Consider the following 19,732-nt stretch of genomic DNA (forward strand, 5'->3'; position numbering starts at 1 on the left):
GGATGGTGCTTCCCCCCGGCGGCCACGAACCGGTGGGTGGACAGGACATTCCCGGTGGGGTGGGGGACGAAAAAAGTCGCCCCCGCCGGCAAGGGCGGGGGCGACTCGTTACCGCGAGCGTCGGCTTTCCGCCGGGCCAACCTGCGCTAGCAGGCCACCGCGACGGAGGCAGACGCCTTGATCATGCTGTCGTTCAAGGCATCACCTCCTTTCTTGCGGCAGCAGAGATAATGCGCGTCTTCATTTCGCGCCATGGAACCCGAGGGGTGGGCGGGCTCGGCCAGGGAACGAGCGTTCAGGCGGCGACGACCTGGCGCTCCACGAGGCGGCGGTACAGGCCGTCCTGCGTCATGAGGGTGGCGTGGGTGCCGCTCTGCACCACGCGGCCGTGCTCCATCACCAGCACGCGCTGGGCGTTGGCCACGGTGGACAGGCGGTGGGCGATGATGAGCGTGGTGCGGCCCTGCATCAGCCGGTCCAGGGCGTCCTTCACCAGGTGCTCGCTCTCTGAATCCAGGGCGGAGGTGGCCTCGTCCAGGATGAGGATGCGCGGATCCTTGAGCACGGCCCGCGCGATGGCCACGCGCTGCTTCTGGCCGCCGGACAGCTGCACGCCGCGCTCGCCCACCTCCGTGCGGTAGCCGTCCGGGAAGCGCTGGATGAAGTCGTGCGCGTTGGCGGCCCGGGCGGCGGCTTCGATCTCCGCGTCGGTGGCGTCCGGGCGGCCGTAGCGGATGTTGTCCGCGATGGAGCAGGAGAAGAGCAGGGGCTCCTGGGCGACCATGCCCACGTGGCGCCTGAGCCAGCTGGGGTCCAGGGACTTCAGGGGGCGGCCGTCCAGGAGCAGCTGGCCCTGGAGCGGATCATAGAAACGGGAGAGGAGCGCGGCGAGGGTGGACTTGCCGGCGCCGGAGGAGCCCACCACGGCGACGACCTCGCCGGCGTTGACGGTGAGGTCGATGCCCTGGAGCACCGGCACGTCCGGGCGGGTGGGGTAGGCGAAGTGCACGCCGCGCAGCTCCACGCTGCCTTCGACGGTGGCGGGGCGCTCGCCCTCGTTGACGGGGATGGCGGGCGCGCGGTCCATCAGCTCGAAGACGCGCTCGGCGGCGCCGGAGGCGCGCATGAAGTCCGCCCAGAGGTCCGCCAGGGAGCCCAGGGAGACGGCCACGAGCATCGTGTAGATGAGGAACGAGGTGAGCGCGCCCACGGAGAGCTCGCCGTTCACCACCAGCCGGCCGCCGTACCAGAACACCACCACCGCGGCGATGTAGCCCGCGCTGGAGGCGCCTCCCATGAAGGCGGCGGACTGACGCGCGCGGTGGCGGGCGACCTCGTAGGCGTTGCGCACGGTGTTTCCGTAGCGCGCGACCTCCGACGCCTCCGCGGCGAAGGAGCGCACGGTGCGCATGCCGGACAGGCTCTCCTCGGCGACCTCGCTGGCCTTGGCGAGCGCGTCCTGCACGTTGCGCGACAGCCCGCGCACGCGCCGGCCGTAGACCATGCCGCCCACGGCGACGAGCGGGACGATGGCGAGCATCAGGAAGGTGAGCGACGCCGAGGTGTAGAAGAGCAGCACGATGCCGCCCAGGGCCTGCACGGCGTTGCGCAGCCCCTGGGAGATGTTCACGCTCACCGTGTTCTGGAGCACGGTGGTGTCGGAGGCGAGCCGGCTGGTGAGCTCTCCGGTGCGGTGCGTGTCGAAGAAGGCCACCTCCTGGTTCATCAGGCTCCGGAAGAAGTCATGGCGCAGGCGCATGACCACGCGCTCGCCGGCGTTGGCGAACAGATAGAAGCGCAGGGCGGTGGCCACGCCCTGGACCAGGAACACGGCCAGCATGACGAGCGCGGCCTTGTCGATGAGGGCGCGGTTCTTCGCGTTGAGGGCCTCGTCGATGAGGATGCGGACGCCCTGGGGGTAGACCAGGCTCGCGGCGCTGCTGATGAACAGGAAGAGGGTGGCGACCAGCAGCGTGCCCAGCTCGGGGCGGGCGAGCGCCATCAGGCGGCGCAGGGTGACCCTGGAGGGGCGTGGAGGTGTTGGAGCGGTGACGGAGGGAGGCACCGGCGGAGCGTACCGGACTGTCGGGGGACGTGCAGCCCGGACGGCGTCCGCAGGGCCGGGATGCAGGCGGGAGGCCTGGGTGCTATTCCAGGGCCGTTCCACGCGAGGAGGGGCCATGGAGAAGCGCGTCTTTGGCAACACCGGGGTGGCGGTGCCCGTCATCGGACAGGGCACCTGGCAGATGGAGGACGACGACGCGAAGGCCGTCATCCAGGCCCTGCGCGCCGGGCTGGACCTGGGGCTCACCCACCTGGACACCGCGGAGCTCTACGGGCACGGGCGGGTGGAGGAGGAGCTGGTGGCGAAGGCCATCGAGGGCCGGCGCGACGAGGTGTTCCTCGTGTCCAAGGTGATGCCCTCCAACGCGACGCGGAAGGGCACGGTGGCCGCCTGTGAGCGCAGCCTGAAGCGGCTCGGCACGGACCGGTTGGATTGCTACCTGTTGCACTGGCCCGGTTCGCACCCGCTGGAGGGCACGGTGGCGGCCTTCGAGGAGCTGGTGGAGGCGGGGAAGATCCGCTCCTGGGGCGTGAGCAACTTCGGGGTGGAGGACCTGGAGGAGGTGCTGGCCCTCGCGGGCAGGGGGCGCATCGCGTGCAACCAGGTGCTGTACCACCTGGAGGAGCGCGCCATCGAGCACGAGGTCCTCCCGTGGTGCGAGTCACAGGGCGTCGCGGTGGTGGCCTACAGTCCGTTCGGCAACGGCCGGTTCCCGTCACCGACCAGCGCGGGCGGCAGGGTGCTGGCGTCCATCGCGAAGGCGCATGGCGTGACGCCCTTCCAGGTGGCGCTCCAGTTCCTCGTGCGCCGGCCGGCGGTGTTCGCCATCCCGAAGGCGAGCGACGTGGCGCACGTGCGCGACAACGCGGGCGCGGCCTCGCTGAAGCTCACGAAGGAGGAGCTCCAGCGCATCGACGCGGCCTTCCCCAGGGGCGACGCGCCGGACGAGCTGCCGGTGATTTGAGCGCGGTCAGCCGCGCTGGCGCAGCACGGCCTCCACGCGGGCCACGTCCTCCGGCACGTCCACCGCCACGGTGCGCCAGGACACGCTCGCGCAGCGGATCCGCAGGCCGTGCTCCAGGGCGCGCAGCTGCTCCAGCTTCTCCGCCTCCTCCAGCGGGGTGGGGCTGAGCGAGGCGAGCTGGAGCAGCGTGTCGCGCCGGTAGCCGTAGAGGCCCAGGTGGGCCCAGCGGCGCACGGGGGCGCCGGCGTCGCGCGCGTGCGGCACCGCGGCGCGGCTGAAGTAGAGCGCGTCGCCGTTGAGGGCGAGCACGGCCTTCACCACATGGGGGTTCTCCACCTCCTCCGGGTCCAGGGGGCGCACCAGTGTCCCCATGTGGACGGACGCGTCCTGGAAGAGGTCCGCGAGCACCTTGAGCGCGGCGGGGTCCACGAGCGGCTCATCCCCCTGCACGTTCACCCACACCCCCACGTCCGGGCGGGCGCGGGCGACCTCCGCGATGCGGTCCGTGCCGGTGGGGCAGGCGGGGCTGGTCATCACCGCCTTGCCGCCGAAGCCCTCCACGACGTCGCGGATCCGCGCGTCATCCGTGGCCACCCACACCTCGTCGAAGGCGCGGGCCTCCTGGCAGCGGCGCCAGACGTGTTCGACCATGGGGCGGCCGGCGATGAGGGCGAGCGGCTTGCCAGGGAAGCGGGTGCTGGCATGGCGGGCGGGGATGACGGCCACGGTGCGGGAGGCGGGCATGGGGCGGCATCTATCAGATTCAGGACGTCCCGCCGCGCCCGGGGCGGGTCTGCCCTGCTCCCACCACTGGCGGGAAATCGCGCCATGCCTAGCTTCCGGGCGACATGAAGAAGGTCATCCACATTGTTGGCGCGCGTCCCAATTTCATGAAGGTGGCACCCATTCACCGGGCCATCTGCGCGCGTACGTCCCTGCGGCAGCTCGTCCTCCACACCGGCCAGCACTACGACGCGAAGATGAGCGACGTCTTCTTCGCGGACCTGGGCTTGCCTCCACCGGACATCCACCTGGGCATCGGCTCCGGGGGCCACGCCGAGCAGACGGCGAGGATGATGGTGGAGATGGAGAAGGTCTTCCTCCAGGAGAAGCCGGACCTGGTCTCCGTGGTGGGCGACGTGAACAGCACCATCGCCGCGGCGCTCGTCACGTCCAAGCTGGCCATTCCGCTGTCCCACGTGGAGGCGGGCCTGCGCAGCTTCGAGCGGCACCAGCCGGAGGAGATCAACCGCGTCGTCACCGACCGGCTCTCAGACCTGCTGCTCACGCCGTCGCGCGACGCGGACGCGAACCTTTTGAAGGAGGGCATCGACCCGAAGTACATCCACCTGGTGGGCAACGTGATGATCGACTCGCTCCTGTCGTCCAAGGAGAAGGCCGACCAGCTGCCCACGCTGAAGCAGCTGGGCCTGACGCCCAGGGGCTACGTGGTGGCGACGCTGCACCGTCCGTCCAACGTGGACAACCCGAAGCTGCTGTCGGGCCTCCTGGGCGTGCTGATGGACGTGGCGAAGGAGCTGCCCGTCGTGTTCCCGGTGCACCCGCGCACCCGGAAGATGATCGCCGAGCAGGGGCTGGGCGCCCAGTTGGAGAAGACGCCGGGGCTCAAGCTGGTGGACCCCATGGGCTACCTGGAGTTCCTGTCCGTGACGTCGCAGGCGAAGCTGGTGATGACGGACTCGGGCGGTCTGCAGGAGGAGACCACGGCGCTGAACGTGCCGTGCCTCACCATGCGCGAGCAGACCGAGCGCCCCATCACCGTGGAGGTAGGCTCCAACGAGGTGGTGGGCACCGACCCCGCGCGCATCCGCGAGGCCGCGAACCGCGTGCTCGCCGGGAACTTCAAGAAGGGCCGCGTGCCGGAGCTGTGGGACGGCCGCACGGGCGAGCGCATCGCGGACCTGTACGCGCGCTTCCTGGGCGTGGAGTCGAAGCGCGCCTTCGGGTGAGCCGGACGGGTCGCGTGGAGCAGTCAGGCCGCCGGGTGCTCGCGTCTTCGTGCGCGGGGGCCGGGCGGCCTCCTTCGTTCCGAAGCGTGGTAGAGCGTCGGGTCCGCCATGCGTGAAGACGCCGCCTCCGCTCCTGCTCCGGACCTGCCCGACGGCTACGTCGACATCCCGTTCGTCGTGGAGCCGAACTACGCGGGGTGGCGGCTGGACCGCTACCTCTGCGAGAAGATCCGCCGCATGGACCTGGAGCGCGTGCGTGGCATCATCCTGCGCGGCGTGCTGTGCGACGAGTACCGGCTCAAGCCCTCCACGCCCGTGTACCCGGGGCTCACCTTCCGGATCCGCCGCCCCGCGAGCCAGGAGCCGGTGACGCCCACGGAGCTGCCCGTCGTCTTCTCCGATGACTGGCTGCTGGTGTTGGACAAGCCGGCGGGGCTGCCCATCCACCCCACCGCGCGCTACCACAAGGGCACGCTGGTGACGCTGCTGCGCGAGCGGTTCGGGGAGCGCTTCGCGGAGCCCGCGCACCGGCTGGACCGCGAGACGAGCGGGCTGGTGGTGTGCGGCCGCACCACCGAGTCCTGTCGCGTGCTGGGCGGGCTGTTCCTGTCGCGCGACGTGCACAAGGAGTACTTGGCGCTGTGCGAGGGGCAGCCTCCCGAGGACACCTTCGTGGTGGATGCGCCCATCGCGGAGGGGACGGACCTGATCCGCATCGCGGTGCGCATCGACGCGGTGGCGGGCAAGCCCAGCCGCACCCGCTTCCAGGTGCTCGAGCGCTTCACGCATGACGGCGCGCCGTTCGCGCTGCTGCGCTGCTTTCCGGAGACGGGGCGGCAGCATCAGATCCGCGTCCACCTGCGCGAGGCGGGCTTCCCGCTGGTGGGGGACAAGATGTACGGGCCGGACCCGGGTTACTTCGACCGCTTCAGCAAGCACACGCTGGAGCCGGAGGCGTGGGCCCGGCTGCGGTTGCCCCGGCATGCGCTCCACGCGGAGCGCATCACGTTCCCGCATCCGGGCACCGGGGAGGCCGTCACCTTCACGTCGCCGCTCCCCGATGACTTGAAGGACTTCATCGCCGGGAAGGCTTCGGCGGCGAGCCGCTAGGCCAGCTCACGCAAGAACGACGCGACCCCTTCGGCCAGGCGCTCGGGCTGGTCATACGGGAGGCCGTGGCCGGCGTCCCGGACCTGGGTGATTCGCACGCGTGGGTTGAGGCTCCGCAGCTCCGTTGCCATCTCCAGCGTGACGACGGGGCTGCTATCTCCGATGACGAGCAGGGTCGGGACGTCAATCGCGCCCACCACGTCGCGAGGGTCGGGGTTGGGCGGCGTGAGGACGTCGAAGGCCTCTAGGCGGGTTTTCAGTCTCGCCTCGGCAAGAAGCTCGATGAGCTCAGGCTGGCGATGCGGCTGCCGGGCCAGGGCCTGGGCCACGAGGTCCGACTTGCTCATTCCGAGGAGCTGGCGGTGTTGCCCGGCGACGTTGCTGTCGTGCACCTCGCGTTGGCGCTCGGGGCTCAAGAACGTCGGGTCGACCAGGACGAGGCCGCGGAGGCCCGCGGTCCGTCGGCTCGCCACCACCGCGGCGGTCATGCCGCCCATCGAGTGGCCCATCAGGACCGGACGCGAGAGCCCCAGGCCGCGGATGAGGCCCTCGACGTCGCGGGCGTGATCGTCGTACCGGTAGCCGTGGGGCGGCGTGCTCGAACCGCCGTGCCCTCTGGCGTCGGGCATGATGACGTCGAACTCACCTTCGAGCCCGCGCGCCACGGGAGTCCAGCAGGCGCCGCTCCCGATCAACCCATGGAGCAGCATGACGGGAGGGCGGGCGCCTCCGGTCCGGAGGTAGTGGAGGTTGATGCCGTTCGCTTCGCAGACTCCACTCATCCAGGGCGTCATGCGCCTGTTCCTGCCTGCCCCGGCTCCGCAAGGGAAGCGCCATTTCGCGCAGCCGGGGCAGGCCCCGCTTCAGCCCGCCTTGCGGAGGCTCTTGGCTCCGGGCACCACGCGCAGCAGCTGCGGAGGCATCCGGTCCACGACCTGCTCCGTGAAGCGGGCGAAGATGCGGAAGAGGACCGGCAGCAGCACCAGCGTCAGCGCGCACGCGGAGATCGTTCCGGACACGATGACGATGGCCAGCGGCTTCTGCATCTCCGAGCCGATGCCGTTGCTCAAGCACGCCGGCACCAGGCCCAGCGCCGCCAGCGCCGCGGTCATCAGCACCGGACGCAGGCGTTCCCGGCTGCCGTGGAGGATGGCGTCATCCAGCGACTCGCCCGCCTCCCGGCGCTCCGCGATGGCGCTCATCACCAGCACGCCGTTGAGCGCCGCCTGGCCGATGAGCGCGATGAAGCCCACCGCCGCCGCCACGCTCAGCGGCATGCCCGCCCAGTACAGGCCGAACACGCCGCCCATCAGCGCGAAGGGCACGTTGAGCAGCGTCACCACCGCGCGGCCAAACGAGTTGAACGCCTTGAAGAGCAGCAGCAGCGTGAGCACCAGCGCCACCGGCAGCACCGTGAGGAGCCGGTCCATCGCGCGCTCCTTGCTTTCGAACTCGCCGCCCCACTCGACGCTCGTCCCGGCGGGGGGCGGGGCTTCCTTCTCCACCAGCGCCTGCGCGTCCTTCACGAAGGAGCCCAGGTCCCGGCCGCGCACGTTCATGCGCACGCCGATGTAGCGCCGGCCGTTCTCGCGGTTGATGGACGCGCGGCCGAAGCCCGTCTTCACCTGGGCCAGCTCGCTCAGCGGCACCAGCACGCCGCCCTCCACGGGCACGCGCAGGCGGGAGATCTTCTCCACGTCGTCGCGGCTGGACATGGGCAGGCGCATCACCACGTCGAAGCGGCGCTCGCCCTCCCAGAACTCGCTGAGCGGCCGGCCGCCCACCGCCGTCTGGAAGACGTGCTGGAAGTCGCCCAGCGACATGCCGTGGCGGGCCAGCGCCTTGCGGTCCGGCGTCACCTGGATGCTGGGGACCTCGCCGCTCTTCACGATGCCCAGGTCCGCGACGCCGTCCACCTTCGACAGCGTGCGCTTCACCTTCTGCGAGTACTCCTGGAGCACCTGGAGGTCGTCGCCGAAGAGCTTCACCGCGAGCTGGCCCTGCTGGCCGCTGATGCTCTCGTTCACGTTGTCGCCAATGGGCTGGCTGAAGCTCACCTCCATGCCCGGCACCTCGGACACGGACTTCTGGAGGACGTCCAACACGTCGTCCAGCTTGGGCGTGCTCTTGGGCCACTGCGCGGGCGGCTTGAGCTTCACGAAGAACTCCAGGTTGTTGGTGAGCTTCGCGTCCGTGCCGTCCTCCGGGCGGCCCAGCTGGCTGAGCACGCCGTCCACCTGCGGCGCCTGGCGCAGCAGGCTTTCGATGCGCGGCACCATCTTGCGGCCCTCCGACAGGGAGATGTTCGAGGGCATGGTGAAGGTCAGATAGAGGCTGCCTTCGTTGAGCGCCGGGAGGAACTCGCTGCCCATGCGCGGGATGAGCGCCCCCGCGAAGAGCAGGCCCGCCGTGCACAGCGCCACCACGATGCCCGGGTGCTTGAGGCTCCAGGTCAGCACGGGGCCGTAGGCCTTGTCCGCCGCGCGCAGCACCGGCGACTCCTTGTGCTTCACCGGCTTGCGGTAGACGAACGACGCCAGCACCGGGATGAGCGTGACGGAGAAGACGAGCGCGCCCAGCAGCGCCGCCACCACCGTGTTCGCCATGGGCGCGAAGATGCGGCCCTCCACCCGCTGGAGCATGAAGATGGGCAGGTACGCCGCGATGATGATGAGCAGCGAGAACACCGTGGGGCGCACCACCGCCTTCGTCGCGCGCTGGATGCGCTCCATCGGCGTCTCGCCCTCGTACTGGTGGCCGGACATGCGCGCCAGGATGCTCTCGATGATGACCACGCCGCCGTCCACGATGACGCCGAAGTCCACCGCGCCCATGGACAGCAGGTTGGCCGACATGCCGCGCATCTTCAGGTAGATGAACGACGCGAGCAGCGAGAGGGGAATCAGGACGCCCACGACGATGGCGGCCCGCAGGTCCAACAGGAAGATGAAGAGCACCAGCGTGACGAGCAGCGCGCCCTCCAGCAGGTTGTGGCCCACCGTGCGCAGCGTCGTGTTCACCAGGTCCGTGCGGTCGTAGAACGGGTCGATGCGCGCGTCGTCCGTCTGGAGGCGGCCGTTCACCGCCTCCACCGCGTCACGCACCCGGGCGAGCACGGTCGACGGGTTCTCTCCGCGGCGCATCAGCACGATGCCCTGCACCACGTCGCCGTCGCCGTCGCGGCTGACCACGCCCTGGCGGGGCGACCAGCCCTCGTTCACGTCCGCCACGTCCTTGAGGAACACGGGCGTGCCTTCATGCGTGGCCACGCGCACGTCGCGGATGTCGTCCAGCGTGTGGAAGAGGCCCTCGCTGCGGATGACGAACTGTTCGGAGCCGCGCTCCAGCACGCCGCCGCTGGCGTTCTCCGAGCCTTCCTTCAGCGCGTCCTCCAGGGTGTCCAGCGTGAGGCCGAACGCCGCGAGCCGGGCGGGGTCCGGCTGGATGTGGATCTCCTTGAGCAGGCCGCCGTAGCTGACGACGTCCGCGACGCCGTCCACGCGCAGGAGGCTGGGGCGCACCACCCAGTCCTGGAGGGTGCGCAGCTTCATGGGGTCGCCCTTCGCGCCCTTCAGCGTGTAGCGGTAGATTTCACCGATGGGCGTCGCCAGCGGGCCCAGGGAGGGCGTGATGCCCTCCGGCAGCTCCGCGTCCCGCAGGCGCTCCAGCACCTGCGCGCGGGCGAAGAGCACGTCCGTGTTGTCGTTGAAGCTCAACGTCACGAACGACAGGCCGAACATGGAGAGGTTGCGCAGGCGCGTCAGGCCCGGGATGCCGTTGAGCGCGCGCTCCATCGGGAGGCCAATCTGGCGCTCCACCTCCTCCGACGGCTGGCCCGGGTAGAGGGTGATGACGTTGACCTGCGTGTCGGTGGGGTCCGGGAAGGCCTCCACGGTGAGGTCGCGGAAGCAGAAGTAGCCCCAGATGGCGGCCAGCAGCGTGAGGAACACCACCGCCGCGCGGTTCTTCAGACTGAAGTCGACGAGCTTTTCGAACATGGGCGTCTTTCGATGCGGTGGGGGGCTTCAGTCCGCCAACTCGATCTGGTTCTCCAGGAGCAGCGCGCCCCGGGCGACGAAGCGGTCACCGGAGGACAGGCCTGCGCGCAGCTCCACCTCGCCGTCGCGGCGGCGGCCCGGCGTCACGGGGACGCGCTCCAGGCGGTTCGAGTCCCGGGCGACGAAGACCACGGAGCGGGAGCCGTTCGTCACCACCGCGCTGTCCGGGACGCGCACGCGCTTGATGCCCTCCGGCGCCGTGGGCGTCACCTCCACGAAGGCGTTGGGGCGGAAGCGGCGGTCGCTGTTGGGGACGCGCACGCGCACCTCCACGGTGCGGCGCAGCGGGTCCACCACCTCGGAGACGCGGTCCACCTTGCCGGCGCGGACGATGCCGTCCCGCGTGGTGACGGTGACGTCCTGGCCGGGGGACATGTCCAGCGCGTCCGCCTCCTGGAGGTCGGCGATGACCATCACCTGATCCAGGTCCGACAGCCGCACGAGCGGCTTGTCGCGGTCCGGCGTCACCTCCTGGCTGGCCACCACGTCCAGGTCCACCACCGTGCCGGAGCGCGGGGCCTTCACCCAGAAGAGGTTCTCCCCCTGCGAGGACACGCGGAGGCTGCCCTGCTTCGCCTTGGCGGCCTCCAGGGAGAGCTCGGCCTGGCGCAGCTCCGTCTGCGCCGCGAGCAGCTCCTTCTCCGGCGCGGCGCTCAGGGCCACCAGCTCCTTGAGGCGCTCCGCGGTGCGGCGCTTCTCCGCGACGTCGGCCTCCGCGCCGCGCAGCTCGCGCAGCAGCTCCGCGAAGGCGCCGGAGCGCACGCTGAAGAGATCATCGCCCTGCTTCACGCGGTCGCCGGGGTGCACGCGCACCTCCTCCACGCGGCCCGCGAGCGGGGCTCCCACGGACGCGGTGCGCGCCTCGTCGAACTGCACGCGCGCGGGGGAGGGGAGCGGCGTGAGGGCGTTGCCTTCCGTGGCGACGGCGAGCTGCACGTAGTGCCACTGGGGGGCGCCGTCCGGCAGGTGCACCGTCTCACCGTTCACGGTGGGGCCGCGGATGGCGGTCTCGCTCTCCGCGACGGAGTCCGTGGGGGCCAGCACGTAGAGCAGCACGCCGGTGCCCAGGAGGCCCGCTCCCGCGAAGGCCATCCAGACCGGGGTGCGGCGCGAAGAGGTGGAGGGGGTCGTCGGGGCGGCGGAGGTGTCAGGCGTGTTCATGGTGGGGCTTTCAGAAAAGGGGTTGGGAACGTTCAGGAGCGGGGAGCCGTCAGCGTGTCCGGCGCGCGCGGACCGGCGGCGCTGGCGCGGGCGATGGCGATGGTGAGGTGGTAGGCGGTCTGATCCAGGTCCGCCGCGTGCAGCACCAGCTCTCCGTAGGTGCGGCGCGCGAGCAGCAGGTCTTGCAGCGCCGCGCCCCCGGCCTTCACCGCCGCGTCCAGGCGCTGCACCACGCCCTGGGCCAGGGGCAGCGTCTGCGTGTGGAGCTTCTGGCGGCGCTCCTGCACCGTGCGCAGCTGCTGGTTCAGCGTGGCCGTCTCCCGCTCGGCCTGGGCCGTGAGCTGCTCGCGGGCGGTCCTCGCGGATTGAGCGCTGACGCTGGCGGCGTGCGCGTCCGCCTGGCCGTGGTCGAAGAAGGGGAGGGGAATCGACATGCCCACGAAGAGGGAGTTCTGCTGGTTGCCCGCGATGACGAACTGGTCCCGCGTGTAGCCGGCGCGCACCGTCGGATCCGGAATCCAGCGGCGCCGCGCGAGCTTCAGCGAGGACCGCGCGGATTCCTCCTGCGCGCTCAGGGCCCGCAGGTCCGGACGCGCTTCGATGGCGGCGGGCGCGGGCGCCTTGTCGAGCCGCGCCTGGAGGAAGGACATCGCCCGCTCGTGGCTGCCGAAGGGCTCACACGGGATGCCCGCGAGCTGCGCGCAGGCCAGGAGCGCGTCCGTCAGCTTCGCCTGCTCCTCGCCCAGCGACGTCTCCAGCGTCTGCGCCTCCAGCGTGGAGCGGTCCACGTCCAGGCCCGCGGCGTCGCCGTGCTGCTGCCGGGCGCGCTGCAGGTCGGTGAGCTTGCGCGCGTCCTCGGCGAGCTTCGTCAGCTCCGCGATGCGCACCTCCGTGGAGGCCACGTCCGCGGCCCGCTCCAGCACGTCGTAGGTGCGGGCCCGGAGCGCGGCGTGCACGTCCAGCGTGGTGGCGGACAGCGCCGCCTTCGCCGCGTCCTGGCGCGGGCCGCGCTTGCCCAGCTCCACCAGCTCCGACAGGCCCACGACGTAGTTGGGCACGTCCGTCAACCGGCGCAGCCCCGGCGGGTTGGTGGCCCCAAGGGGGATGGTGTTCATGGACACGTCCAGCTCCGGGTTGGGCAGCAGGTGCGTGCGCTGGTGGTCCGCGCGCGAGGCGGCGACGCGGGCGCGGTCGTCCGCGAAGTCCGCGGAGTGCTCCCAGAGGAGCTCCGCCAGACCGTCCTCGTCCGGCAGGTTGGAGAGCAGCAGCGAGGCGGAGGACGAGGGGCGCTGCTCGGCACTGGCGGTGAGACCGAGCAGGGTGCCCAGGGCGATGAGAGCGGGGAAGGAACGGCGCAAGCGGCAGGCTCCGGTGAGAATCCGGAGGGCCCCCATCGCAAGCCGCGTGCCTGGGTTTTCCTCAGTAAATCCGAGGGGATGTGCCACTTCGGGACTTCAAAAAACTTTCAGTCCCGGCCGACTTCAAAATCCTTTCATCGCCCCGGCGCGGGCACTGCAAATCCCTTCACGTGTCGCCCAGGCGCTTGAGGAAGGTCGGATAGGACAAACCGAGCGCCTTCGCCGCCTCCATACGCCGGCCGCCCTGCCGCTCCAGGACCCAGCGCACATAGGCGCGCTCCAGGTCCTCCATGGGCACGGGCTCCGTCACGCTGAAGGCTCCCGGCGGCGGCGGTGCCGCGGCGGGTGCCTCCGCCCGCGCGGCGATGGTGGAGGAGGGCGTGCCGCTGATGACCTCCAGCTCCAGCTCCGGTCCGGGCTCCAGCACGAGCGCCCGCTCCAGGATGTTGCGCAGCTCGCGCACGTTGCCCGGGAACGCATAGGCGGCGAGCCTCGCGCGGGCCTTCGGGCCCAGGGTGACGTCGCGCCGGCCCAGCTCGCGGCCCAGGTCCGCGAGCATGCCCTCCGCCAGCGGGAGGACGTCCTCGCGCCGGTTGCGCAGCGGGGGGATGTCGATGCGGAACACGCCCAGGCGGAACCAGAGGTCCTCGCGGAAGTTGCCGCCCGTCATCTGCTTGGGCAGGTCCCGGTTGGTGGCGGCCACGATGCGCGCGGTGCTCGTCTGCTCCGTGGTGCCGCCCAGCCGGCGGAAGCGCCCCGAGTCCAGGAAGGTGAGCAGCTTCGCCTGGAGCGGCAGCGGCAGCTCGCCCACCTCATCCAGGAAGAGCACGCCGCCGTGGGCCACCTCCACCAGCCCGCGCCGCGCGGTGCGCGCGTCCGTGAAGGCGCCCTTCTCGTGGCCGAACAGCTCGCTCTCCACCGTTTGTTCCGGCAGGGCCGCGCAGTTGATGTGCACGAAGGGCGCGCCGCCGTCCTTGGACGCGAGCGCGTGCAGGTGCCGCGCGAGCTGCTCCTTGCCCACGCCGGTTTCACCCAGGAGCAGCACGGGGCTGCGCGGCGACGCGGCGATGCGCTCCAGCATCGCGAACACGCGCTGCATGGCGGCGGACGCGGGGGGCACCAGCCGGCGGCGGCCGGACAGCTCGGCCTCCGCCGTCTCCAGCCGGTCTCGCAGGCGGCTGGCGTCCACGGCCCGGCGCGCGCGCAGCACCAGGTCCGCCAGCTCCACGGGCTTGGCCAGGTAGTCCGCCGCGCCCGCGCGCACCGCGTCCACCGCGCTGGCGATGTCGCCGTGCGCCGTCACCATCACCACCGCCACGCCGGGCGCGTGCGCCTTCAGCTCCGGGAGGAACGCGAGCCCGTCTCCGTCCGGCAGGCGGCGGTCCAGCACCACCAGCACGGGCGTGGCCTTCGCGAGCGACGCGCGGGCCTCGTGCAGCGAGTGCGCCACCGTGAGGCTGAAGCCCTCGCGCTGCAGCGCCACCGCGGCGATGGAGGAGAAGGCGCGGTCGTCGTCCACGAAGAGGGCGGGGAGGCTCATGGCCGGGGCACTCGGGGAAGGCGGAGGAGGAAGCGGCTGCCGCCGGGGAGGCGTTCAAAGGTGAGCTGTCCGCCCTGATGTTCCAGCGCCTGGCGCGTCATGGCCAGCCCCAGGCCGATGCCCTTGGGCTTGGAGGTGTGGAAGGGCTCGAAGAGGTGCCCCTCCATGTCCTGCGTCGGTCCGCCCCCGTTGTCCTCCACCGTCACCACCGCGGCGTCCGCGTCCATGCGGGCGCGAACGTCCACCCGGGGCTCGGCCACCTTCCCCAGGTCCTTGGCCGCCACGGTGGCCTCCATGGCGTTGCGCACCAGGTTGTCCAGCGCGGTGGTGAGCAGCAGCGGGTCGCACGACAGGGGCGCCGCGTCCGGGGGCACGTCCACGTCCACGCGCACCTCGCCGGCCTCCGGCAGCGAGCGCAGGCCCTCCACCACGTCGCGCACGAGCCGGGACAGGTCCACGTCCACGCGGCGCACGACGGGCGGCTTGCCGAAGTTCAAGAGCGACGTGGCCAGGTGCGCCAGCCGGTCGATCTGTCCGTGCAGGGTGCGCACCACGAGCCCGCCCTCGCCCTCCGGGGAGACGAGGCCGGCGGCGGCCTTGAGGCCGTTGAGGGAGTTCTTCACCTCGTGCGCGATGAGGCTGGCGGCGCTGCCCAGCGCGGCCATCTTCTCCTGCTGCGCGGAGCGGGTCTCCACCTCGCGGAACAGGCCGTAGACGCGGCGCCAGTGGACGGTGAAGAGCACCAGCGTGCCCACCTGGAGCAGCGCCAGCACCAGGAGCTGCACGAGGAAGCGGTCGCGCAGGCCGGACAGGAGCGCCGACTCGTCCGCGGCGAGCACCAGGTGCAGCCCCGTGCCGGGCACGGGCGTGGCGGTGAGGAAGGTCTCCGGCCTCACGTCCAGCGAAGGGGGACGGACGCCCTCGCGGATGAAGTCGCGCAGCTCTCCGGAGGCGCGCGACACGTTGGCCCACGAGGGCGGCTCGCTGGGCAGGAAGAGGTCGCCCGAGGCGTTGAGGACGAGCAGCTCCAGGTCGTTGCTCAGCGGCCGTCCGCCCGGCAGCGCCATCTCCGTGTCCAGCAGGCCCGCGAGCACCGCGGTCGTCTTCCCCGCGCGCACCACCGGCACCGCGACGACGAAGAGGGACGCGCCCGGCGCGATGGCGTCCACCACCGACGTCTGGCGCGCGAGCACCTGCTGGAACCAGGGGCGCGCGGCGAAGCCGTCCTGGCCCTGCGCTTCCTCGAGGGGCGGGTCGCTCCAGCGCAGCTTGCCCTGCGCGTCCAGCACCATCACGCCCGCGTGGAAGAGGCCGGCGCGGGGCGTGGTGAGGTCCTGGAGGTCCTCCGTGGGCAGCTCGCGCTTCACGTCCGGGCCCACGCCTTCGGACACGCGCAAAAGCTCCGTCTGGAGCAGCTTCAGGTGCAGGCCCAGCGCCTCCGCGTAGACGCGCGCCTCGCGCGTCATGCGGGACTGGAACTCCGCGCGAGTCACGGCGACGTCGCCGCGATAGGAGAGCAGCGGCCCGGCCACGGCGACCGCGCCCAGCAGCACGAGGCCCGCGACGACGGAGCGGACGAACTGCCGCTCCGCCTGCGCGAGCCCGGGCCGGCCCTGGGGCGGGGCCGGCGTCTCAGGCGCTGAGCTTGGTGGCGACACCCGCGCCCTGGGACAGCTTGTCGGTGAGGTACTGCCCGGAGAAGCACGCGGTGCAGTAGGTGCTGCGCTTCGGGTCGTCCACCGCGGTGCCCAGTCCCTCCAGCGACAGGTAGCCCAGGGAGTCCGCCGTCACGTACTTCGCGATCTCCTCCGTGGAGTGGCTGGCGGCGATGAGCTCCGTGCGGCTGGGCGTGTCGATGCCGTAGTAGCAGGGCCACTGCGTGGGCGGCGAGGAGATGCGCAGGTGCACCTCCACGGCGCCCGCGGCCTTGAGCATCTTGACAATCTTGCGGCTGGTGGTGCCGCGCACGATGGAGTCATCCACCACCACCACGCGCTTGCCCTTGAGCACCTGGCGCACGGCGGACAGCTTCAGCTTCACGCCGAAGTGGCGGATGGACTGCTGAGGTTCAATGAAGGTGCGGCCCACGTAGTGGCTGCGGATGAGGCCCACGTCGTAGGGGATGCCGCTCACCTGCGAGAAGCCGATGGCCGCGGGCACGCCGGAGTCCGGTACCGCGATGACCAGGTCCGCCTCCGCGGGCTGCTCGCGCGCCAGCTGCATGCCCAGGCGCTTGCGCACTTCGTAGACGCTGCTGCCGAAGAGGACGGAGTCCGGCTTGGCGAAGTAGACGTGCTCGAAGATGCAGCGGCCCAGCCGGGGCGCGGGCTTGAAGGGCATGCTGGAGCGCAGCACGCCGTTCTCGATGACGACCAGCTCCCCGGGCTCCAGCTCGCGCACGAGCTCCGCCTCGATGAGGTCCAGCGCCGTCGTCTCGCTGGCGAGCACGTACGCGCCTTCCTTCATCTTGCCCAGCACCAGCGGCCGGAAGCCGTTGGGGTCGCGCACCGCGATGAGCTTGTCCTCGGTGAGCAGCAGGATGCTGTAGGCGCCCTCCACCCGGCGCAGCGCTTCCACGAGGCGCGCCTCGAAGCCAGGCTGCTTGGAGCGGGCGAGGAGGTGCATCACCACCTCCGTGTCCGCGTCCGACTGGAACAGCGCGCCCTCCGCCTCCAGCTCCGCCTTGAGCTCCACCGCGTTCACGAGGTTGCCGTTGTGCGCGATGGAGAACTGGCCGCCCGCGTAGTTCACGAACAGGGGCTGGGCGTTCTTGATGCCGCTGCCGCCCGCCGTGCTGTAGCGCACGTGGCCAATGGCCGCCTTGCCGGGGAGCCCTTCAATCACCGGCGCGGTGAAGATGTCGGCCACCAGGCCCATCTGCCGGTGCGCGCGCAGGGTGTGCCCGTCGGACGCGACGATGCCTGCGGACTCCTGTCCGCGGTGCTGCAGGGCGTGCAACCCCAGGTACGTCAGGTTGGACGCCTCTCCGTGACCCACGATTCCGAAGATGCCGCACATGGCGCGCTGCCTTACCCCTTTCGACCGCGAAGCGGAACAGGAACGCACGCCTCGACGGTGGGTATTCCACCATCAGCCGACGTCGGCCCTTGTAGGCCAGCCAAGGTGCCGTCGCCTGAAAGGTAGGAGCCGCCGGGATGCCCCGAGCGGTTACGCTCCCCGCCGGCATGTCCACCTTCCGGCGCTCCTTCCTCCGCTCCCTGCTGCCCTTCGCCTTGCTAACGGCCGGGGCCGCCTATGCGCTCGCCTCCTGGAACTGGTGTGGGAGGTGGGAGGAGCGCACGCCCGAGGTGCTGTCACAGGTGCGTGGCGAGGGCGCCCTCAAGGCGGGCGCGGCGAAGGTGGCCCTCTCCCCGCCCTTCCCGGTGGTGGTGGCGGGCTACGTCCCGCCGCACCCCGAGGCGAGCCAGGCCGAGCTTCCCGTCCATGCGAGGGCCCTGGTGTTGGAGGCCGGCGGCGCGCGTGTGGGCGTGGTGTCGCTGGAGCTGCTCCTGGTGACCCCGGAAATCACGGCGCGGGTGCGTGAGCGCGCGGCGAAGGCGGGGGTGGAGGAGGTGCTGGTGGTGGCCACGCACACGCACTCGTCATTTGGAGGCTACGACGCACGGTGGGTGGCCCAGCTCTCAGCCATGGGGCGCTACCGGGAGGCCTCCGTGAGCGCGGTGGTGGCGGGCGCGAGCGAGGCGCTGGAGAAGGCCGCGGCCTCCCTGGCGGACGTGACCCTGGAGGTGGGCGGCGCGGCGGACGCGGGGCTCGTCTATTCCCGCTCCGGCGGAGAGGTCCCGGACGGCCGGCTGACGCGGGTGGGACTGCGCGGGGAGGCGGGGTGGGTGGCGGAGGTGCTGGTGTTCGCCGGACACGCCACGCTCATCCCCCGGCAGCGGGCGCTGGTGGATCCGGACTACCCGGGGCGGCTGAGCGCGCTGCGCGAGGAGGCGGGCGCTGGCGTCTCCCTGTTCGTGCAGGGCAGCGAAGGCAATGCATCCGTGGCCTTCAACGAAGGGCAGGGCCCCGAGCGCGCCCTGGGCTTCGCGCGCAAGCTGGCGGCGCTCGCGGACACGGCGGCCCCCGCCTCCGTGGCGGAGCCGGCGCGGCTGGCGTTCGCGCGCGTGCGGACGGCGCTGCCCCGGCCGGACGCGTCGCGGCTGGTGCCCGCGCTCACCCGGGCGGCGGGGGACAACTTCCTGTGCGGTTCGTCGCCGCGCGAGGCGGAGGTGGACGCGCTGGTGCTGGGGCCGCTGGAGCTGCTGTCCATCCCCGGCGAGCCCACCGTGGGCGCGGGCCGGGCGCTGGCGGACGCGTCCGGGGCCTCGCACGTGCTGGGGCTCGCCAACGGCTACGTGGGCTACGTGGACACGCCGGAGCAGGTGCGCGCGGCGCAGGGCGAGTCCCGGCGCCAGTACTACGGCCCCGCCCTGCTGGAGCGCCTGGATGCCGCCGCGCGCGTGGCCTCCGGCGCGGTGGGCTTCTCCCCCGGGAGGTAGGCGGGAGCGGAGGCCCGCCCGCCTGCCTGCCCTGGGGACCTCCTGACGTCCGGCCGCCGTGAGGTGGCACCGTCGCTGACGGAGGGCCCGCTGCCTACCTTGGTCCTCGGATCGTCGGATTCGCGGGAGGGGGCACGGGATGAGGTGGGAAGGCGGACGTCGCAGCTCGAACATCGAGGACCGGCGGGGCGGTGGCTTCGGACGCCCGCTCGCGGTGGGCGGCGGCGCCGCGTCGCTGGTGGTGGCGCTGCTGGTGATGTTGCTGGGCGGCGACCCATCCGACGTGCAGGTGGGCACGCGCACCGCTCCGTATTCGCAGCCGGGCACGGGCGGCTCCGGGAACGTCGACCCCCGGCAGGAGCAGCTGAAGGACTTCGCCTCCGTGGTGCTCGCGGACACGGAGGACACCTGGCCCCGCCTGCTGGAGCCCCAGGGCATCCGCTACGTGCAGCCGCACCTGGTGCTCTTCACGGACGCGGTGCAGTCCGCGTGCGGGATGCAGGAGAGCGCGGTGGGGCCCTTCTATTGTCCGGGCGACCAGAAGGTGTACCTGGACCTGAGCTTCTTCGACGAGCTGGAGGGCCGCTTCGGCGCGCCGGGTGACTTCGGCCGCGCGTACGTCATCGCGCACGAAGTGGGGCACCACGTGCAGAACCTGCTGGGCATCTCCCGCAGGGTGCAGTCGCTGCGCAACCGCACGAGCGAGGAGCAGGCCAACCAGCTCTCCGTGCTGACGGAGCTCCAGGCGGACTGCTTCGCCGGCATCTGGGCCCACCATGCCCAGAAGGAGCGCGACATCCTGGAGCAGGGCGACGTGGAGGAGGGCCTGGGCGCGGCCAGCGCCGTGGGCGACGACACGCTCCAGAAGCGCGCCCGGGGCTACGTCGTCCCCGAGTCCTTCACCCACGGCTCCGCCGCGCAGCGCATGACCTGGTTCAAGCGCGGCCTGGAGCAGGGGACGCTGGAGGCGTGTGACACCTTCAACGCCCGGCGGTAGGGGCGCG

At 71.6% G+C, this 19,732-nt stretch carries 14 protein-coding genes; 5 read left to right on the forward strand and 9 right to left on the reverse strand.

Features of this window, described 5'->3' with window-relative positions:
- Positions 1–295: 295 nt before the first annotated feature.
- Positions 296–2,002 carry an ABC transporter ATP-binding protein gene (locus KYK13_RS05070; protein ID WP_223642400.1) on the reverse strand — a complete coding sequence of 569 codons (1,707 nt, stop codon included), beginning with the start codon at positions 2,000–2,002 and terminating at the stop codon, positions 296–298.
- 178 nt (positions 2,003–2,180) lie between these two features.
- On the opposite strand from KYK13_RS05070, the gene KYK13_RS05075 reads away from it, so the two are divergent.
- Positions 2,181–3,029 (forward strand): aldo/keto reductase, encoded by an 849-nt coding sequence (locus tag KYK13_RS05075; RefSeq protein ID WP_223642401.1) that lies wholly within the window; start codon positions 2,181–2,183, stop codon positions 3,027–3,029.
- A gap of 6 nt (positions 3,030–3,035) precedes the next feature.
- Here the strand turns inward: KYK13_RS05075 and kdsB are convergent, their stop codons facing one another.
- The gene (kdsB, locus tag KYK13_RS05080; RefSeq protein WP_223642402.1) at positions 3,036–3,773 is read right to left on the reverse strand and encodes a 3-deoxy-manno-octulosonate cytidylyltransferase; all 738 of its coding nucleotides are present in this window, start codon (positions 3,771–3,773) and stop codon (positions 3,036–3,038) included.
- Between the two features lie 104 nt (positions 3,774–3,877).
- On the opposite strand from kdsB, the gene wecB reads away from it, so the two are divergent.
- Positions 3,878–4,999 (forward strand): non-hydrolyzing UDP-N-acetylglucosamine 2-epimerase, encoded by a 1,122-nt coding sequence (wecB, locus tag KYK13_RS05085; RefSeq protein ID WP_223642403.1) that lies wholly within the window; start codon positions 3,878–3,880, stop codon positions 4,997–4,999.
- Between the two features lie 108 nt (positions 5,000–5,107).
- On the forward strand, positions 5,108–6,109 hold the full coding sequence (locus KYK13_RS05090; protein WP_223642404.1) for an RluA family pseudouridine synthase: 1,002 nt from the start codon (positions 5,108–5,110) through the stop codon (positions 6,107–6,109).
- Here KYK13_RS05090 and KYK13_RS05095 read toward each other — a convergent pair.
- The 7 genes from KYK13_RS05095 to purF form a co-directional block, all read right to left on the reverse strand.
- Complete coding sequence (locus KYK13_RS05095) at positions 6,106–6,903, reverse strand: alpha/beta fold hydrolase (protein ID WP_223642405.1); 798 nt, start codon at positions 6,901–6,903, stop codon at positions 6,106–6,108. The genes KYK13_RS05090 and KYK13_RS05095 overlap by 4 nt on opposite strands.
- A gap of 69 nt (positions 6,904–6,972) precedes the next feature.
- Positions 6,973–10,107: an efflux RND transporter permease subunit gene (locus tag KYK13_RS05100; protein ID WP_223642406.1), complete on the reverse strand. Its 3,135-nt coding sequence runs from the start codon at positions 10,105–10,107 to the stop codon at positions 6,973–6,975.
- Between the two features lie 27 nt (positions 10,108–10,134).
- On the reverse strand, positions 10,135–11,328 hold the full coding sequence (locus tag KYK13_RS05105; RefSeq protein ID WP_223642407.1) for an efflux RND transporter periplasmic adaptor subunit: 1,194 nt from the start codon (positions 11,326–11,328) through the stop codon (positions 10,135–10,137).
- A gap of 32 nt (positions 11,329–11,360) precedes the next feature.
- Positions 11,361–12,686: a TolC family protein gene (locus KYK13_RS05110; protein WP_223642408.1), complete on the reverse strand. Its 1,326-nt coding sequence runs from the start codon at positions 12,684–12,686 to the stop codon at positions 11,361–11,363.
- 166 nt (positions 12,687–12,852) lie between these two features.
- The gene (locus KYK13_RS05115; protein ID WP_223642410.1) at positions 12,853–14,226 is read right to left on the reverse strand and encodes a sigma-54 dependent transcriptional regulator; all 1,374 of its coding nucleotides are present in this window, start codon (positions 14,224–14,226) and stop codon (positions 12,853–12,855) included.
- On the reverse strand, positions 14,223–15,884 hold the full coding sequence (locus KYK13_RS05120; RefSeq protein WP_223642412.1) for a sensor histidine kinase: 1,662 nt from the start codon (positions 15,882–15,884) through the stop codon (positions 14,223–14,225). The genes KYK13_RS05115 and KYK13_RS05120 overlap by 4 nt, the downstream gene beginning before the upstream one ends.
- Positions 15,859–17,244: an amidophosphoribosyltransferase gene (purF, locus tag KYK13_RS05125; RefSeq protein ID WP_223642413.1), complete on the reverse strand. Its 1,386-nt coding sequence runs from the start codon at positions 17,242–17,244 to the stop codon at positions 15,859–15,861. The genes KYK13_RS05120 and purF overlap by 26 nt, the downstream gene beginning before the upstream one ends.
- Before the next feature lie 167 nt (positions 17,245–17,411).
- Here purF and KYK13_RS05130 point away from each other — a divergent pair, with 167 nt between their 5' ends.
- Both KYK13_RS05130 and KYK13_RS05135 read left to right on the forward strand, forming a co-directional pair.
- A complete protein-coding gene (locus KYK13_RS05130; RefSeq protein ID WP_223646529.1) occupies positions 17,412–18,728 on the forward strand; it encodes a neutral/alkaline non-lysosomal ceramidase N-terminal domain-containing protein in 1,317 nt (438 codons plus the stop codon).
- 139 nt (positions 18,729–18,867) lie between these two features.
- Positions 18,868–19,725 (forward strand): neutral zinc metallopeptidase, encoded by an 858-nt coding sequence (locus KYK13_RS05135; RefSeq protein WP_223642415.1) that lies wholly within the window; start codon positions 18,868–18,870, stop codon positions 19,723–19,725.
- Positions 19,726–19,732 lie beyond the last annotated feature (7 nt).

The organism is Corallococcus sp. EGB (assembly GCF_019968905.1).
Lineage (GTDB): Bacteria > Myxococcota > Myxococcia > Myxococcales > Myxococcaceae > Corallococcus.

Bases quoted from the DNA above. Each gene is read 5' to 3' on its own strand.
- purF (WP_223642413.1), bottom strand. From the start codon at position 17,244: ATGTGCGGCATCTTCGGAATCGTGGGTCACGGAGAGGCGTCCAACCTG.
- KYK13_RS05090 (WP_223642404.1), top strand. From the start codon at position 5,108: ATGCGTGAAGACGCCGCCTCCGCTCCTGCTCCGGACCTGCCCGACGGC.
- KYK13_RS05105 (WP_223642407.1), bottom strand. From the start codon at position 11,328: ATGAACACGCCTGACACCTCCGCCGCCCCGACGACCCCCTCCACCTCT.
- KYK13_RS05100 (WP_223642406.1), bottom strand. From the start codon at position 10,107: ATGTTCGAAAAGCTCGTCGACTTCAGTCTGAAGAACCGCGCGGCGGTG.
- KYK13_RS05115 (WP_223642410.1), bottom strand. From the start codon at position 14,226: ATGAGCCTCCCCGCCCTCTTCGTGGACGACGACCGCGCCTTCTCCTCC.
- KYK13_RS05075 (WP_223642401.1), top strand. From the start codon at position 2,181: ATGGAGAAGCGCGTCTTTGGCAACACCGGGGTGGCGGTGCCCGTCATC.
- KYK13_RS05135 (WP_223642415.1), top strand. From the start codon at position 18,868: ATGAGGTGGGAAGGCGGACGTCGCAGCTCGAACATCGAGGACCGGCGG.
- wecB (WP_223642403.1), top strand. From the start codon at position 3,878: ATGAAGAAGGTCATCCACATTGTTGGCGCGCGTCCCAATTTCATGAAG.
- KYK13_RS05070 (WP_223642400.1), bottom strand. From the start codon at position 2,002: ATGGCGCTCGCCCGCCCCGAGCTGGGCACGCTGCTGGTCGCCACCCTC.
- KYK13_RS05095 (WP_223642405.1), bottom strand. From the start codon at position 6,903: ATGACGCCCTGGATGAGTGGAGTCTGCGAAGCGAACGGCATCAACCTC.
- kdsB (WP_223642402.1), bottom strand. From the start codon at position 3,773: ATGCCCGCCTCCCGCACCGTGGCCGTCATCCCCGCCCGCCATGCCAGC.
- KYK13_RS05130 (WP_223646529.1), top strand. From the start codon at position 17,412: ATGTCCACCTTCCGGCGCTCCTTCCTCCGCTCCCTGCTGCCCTTCGCC.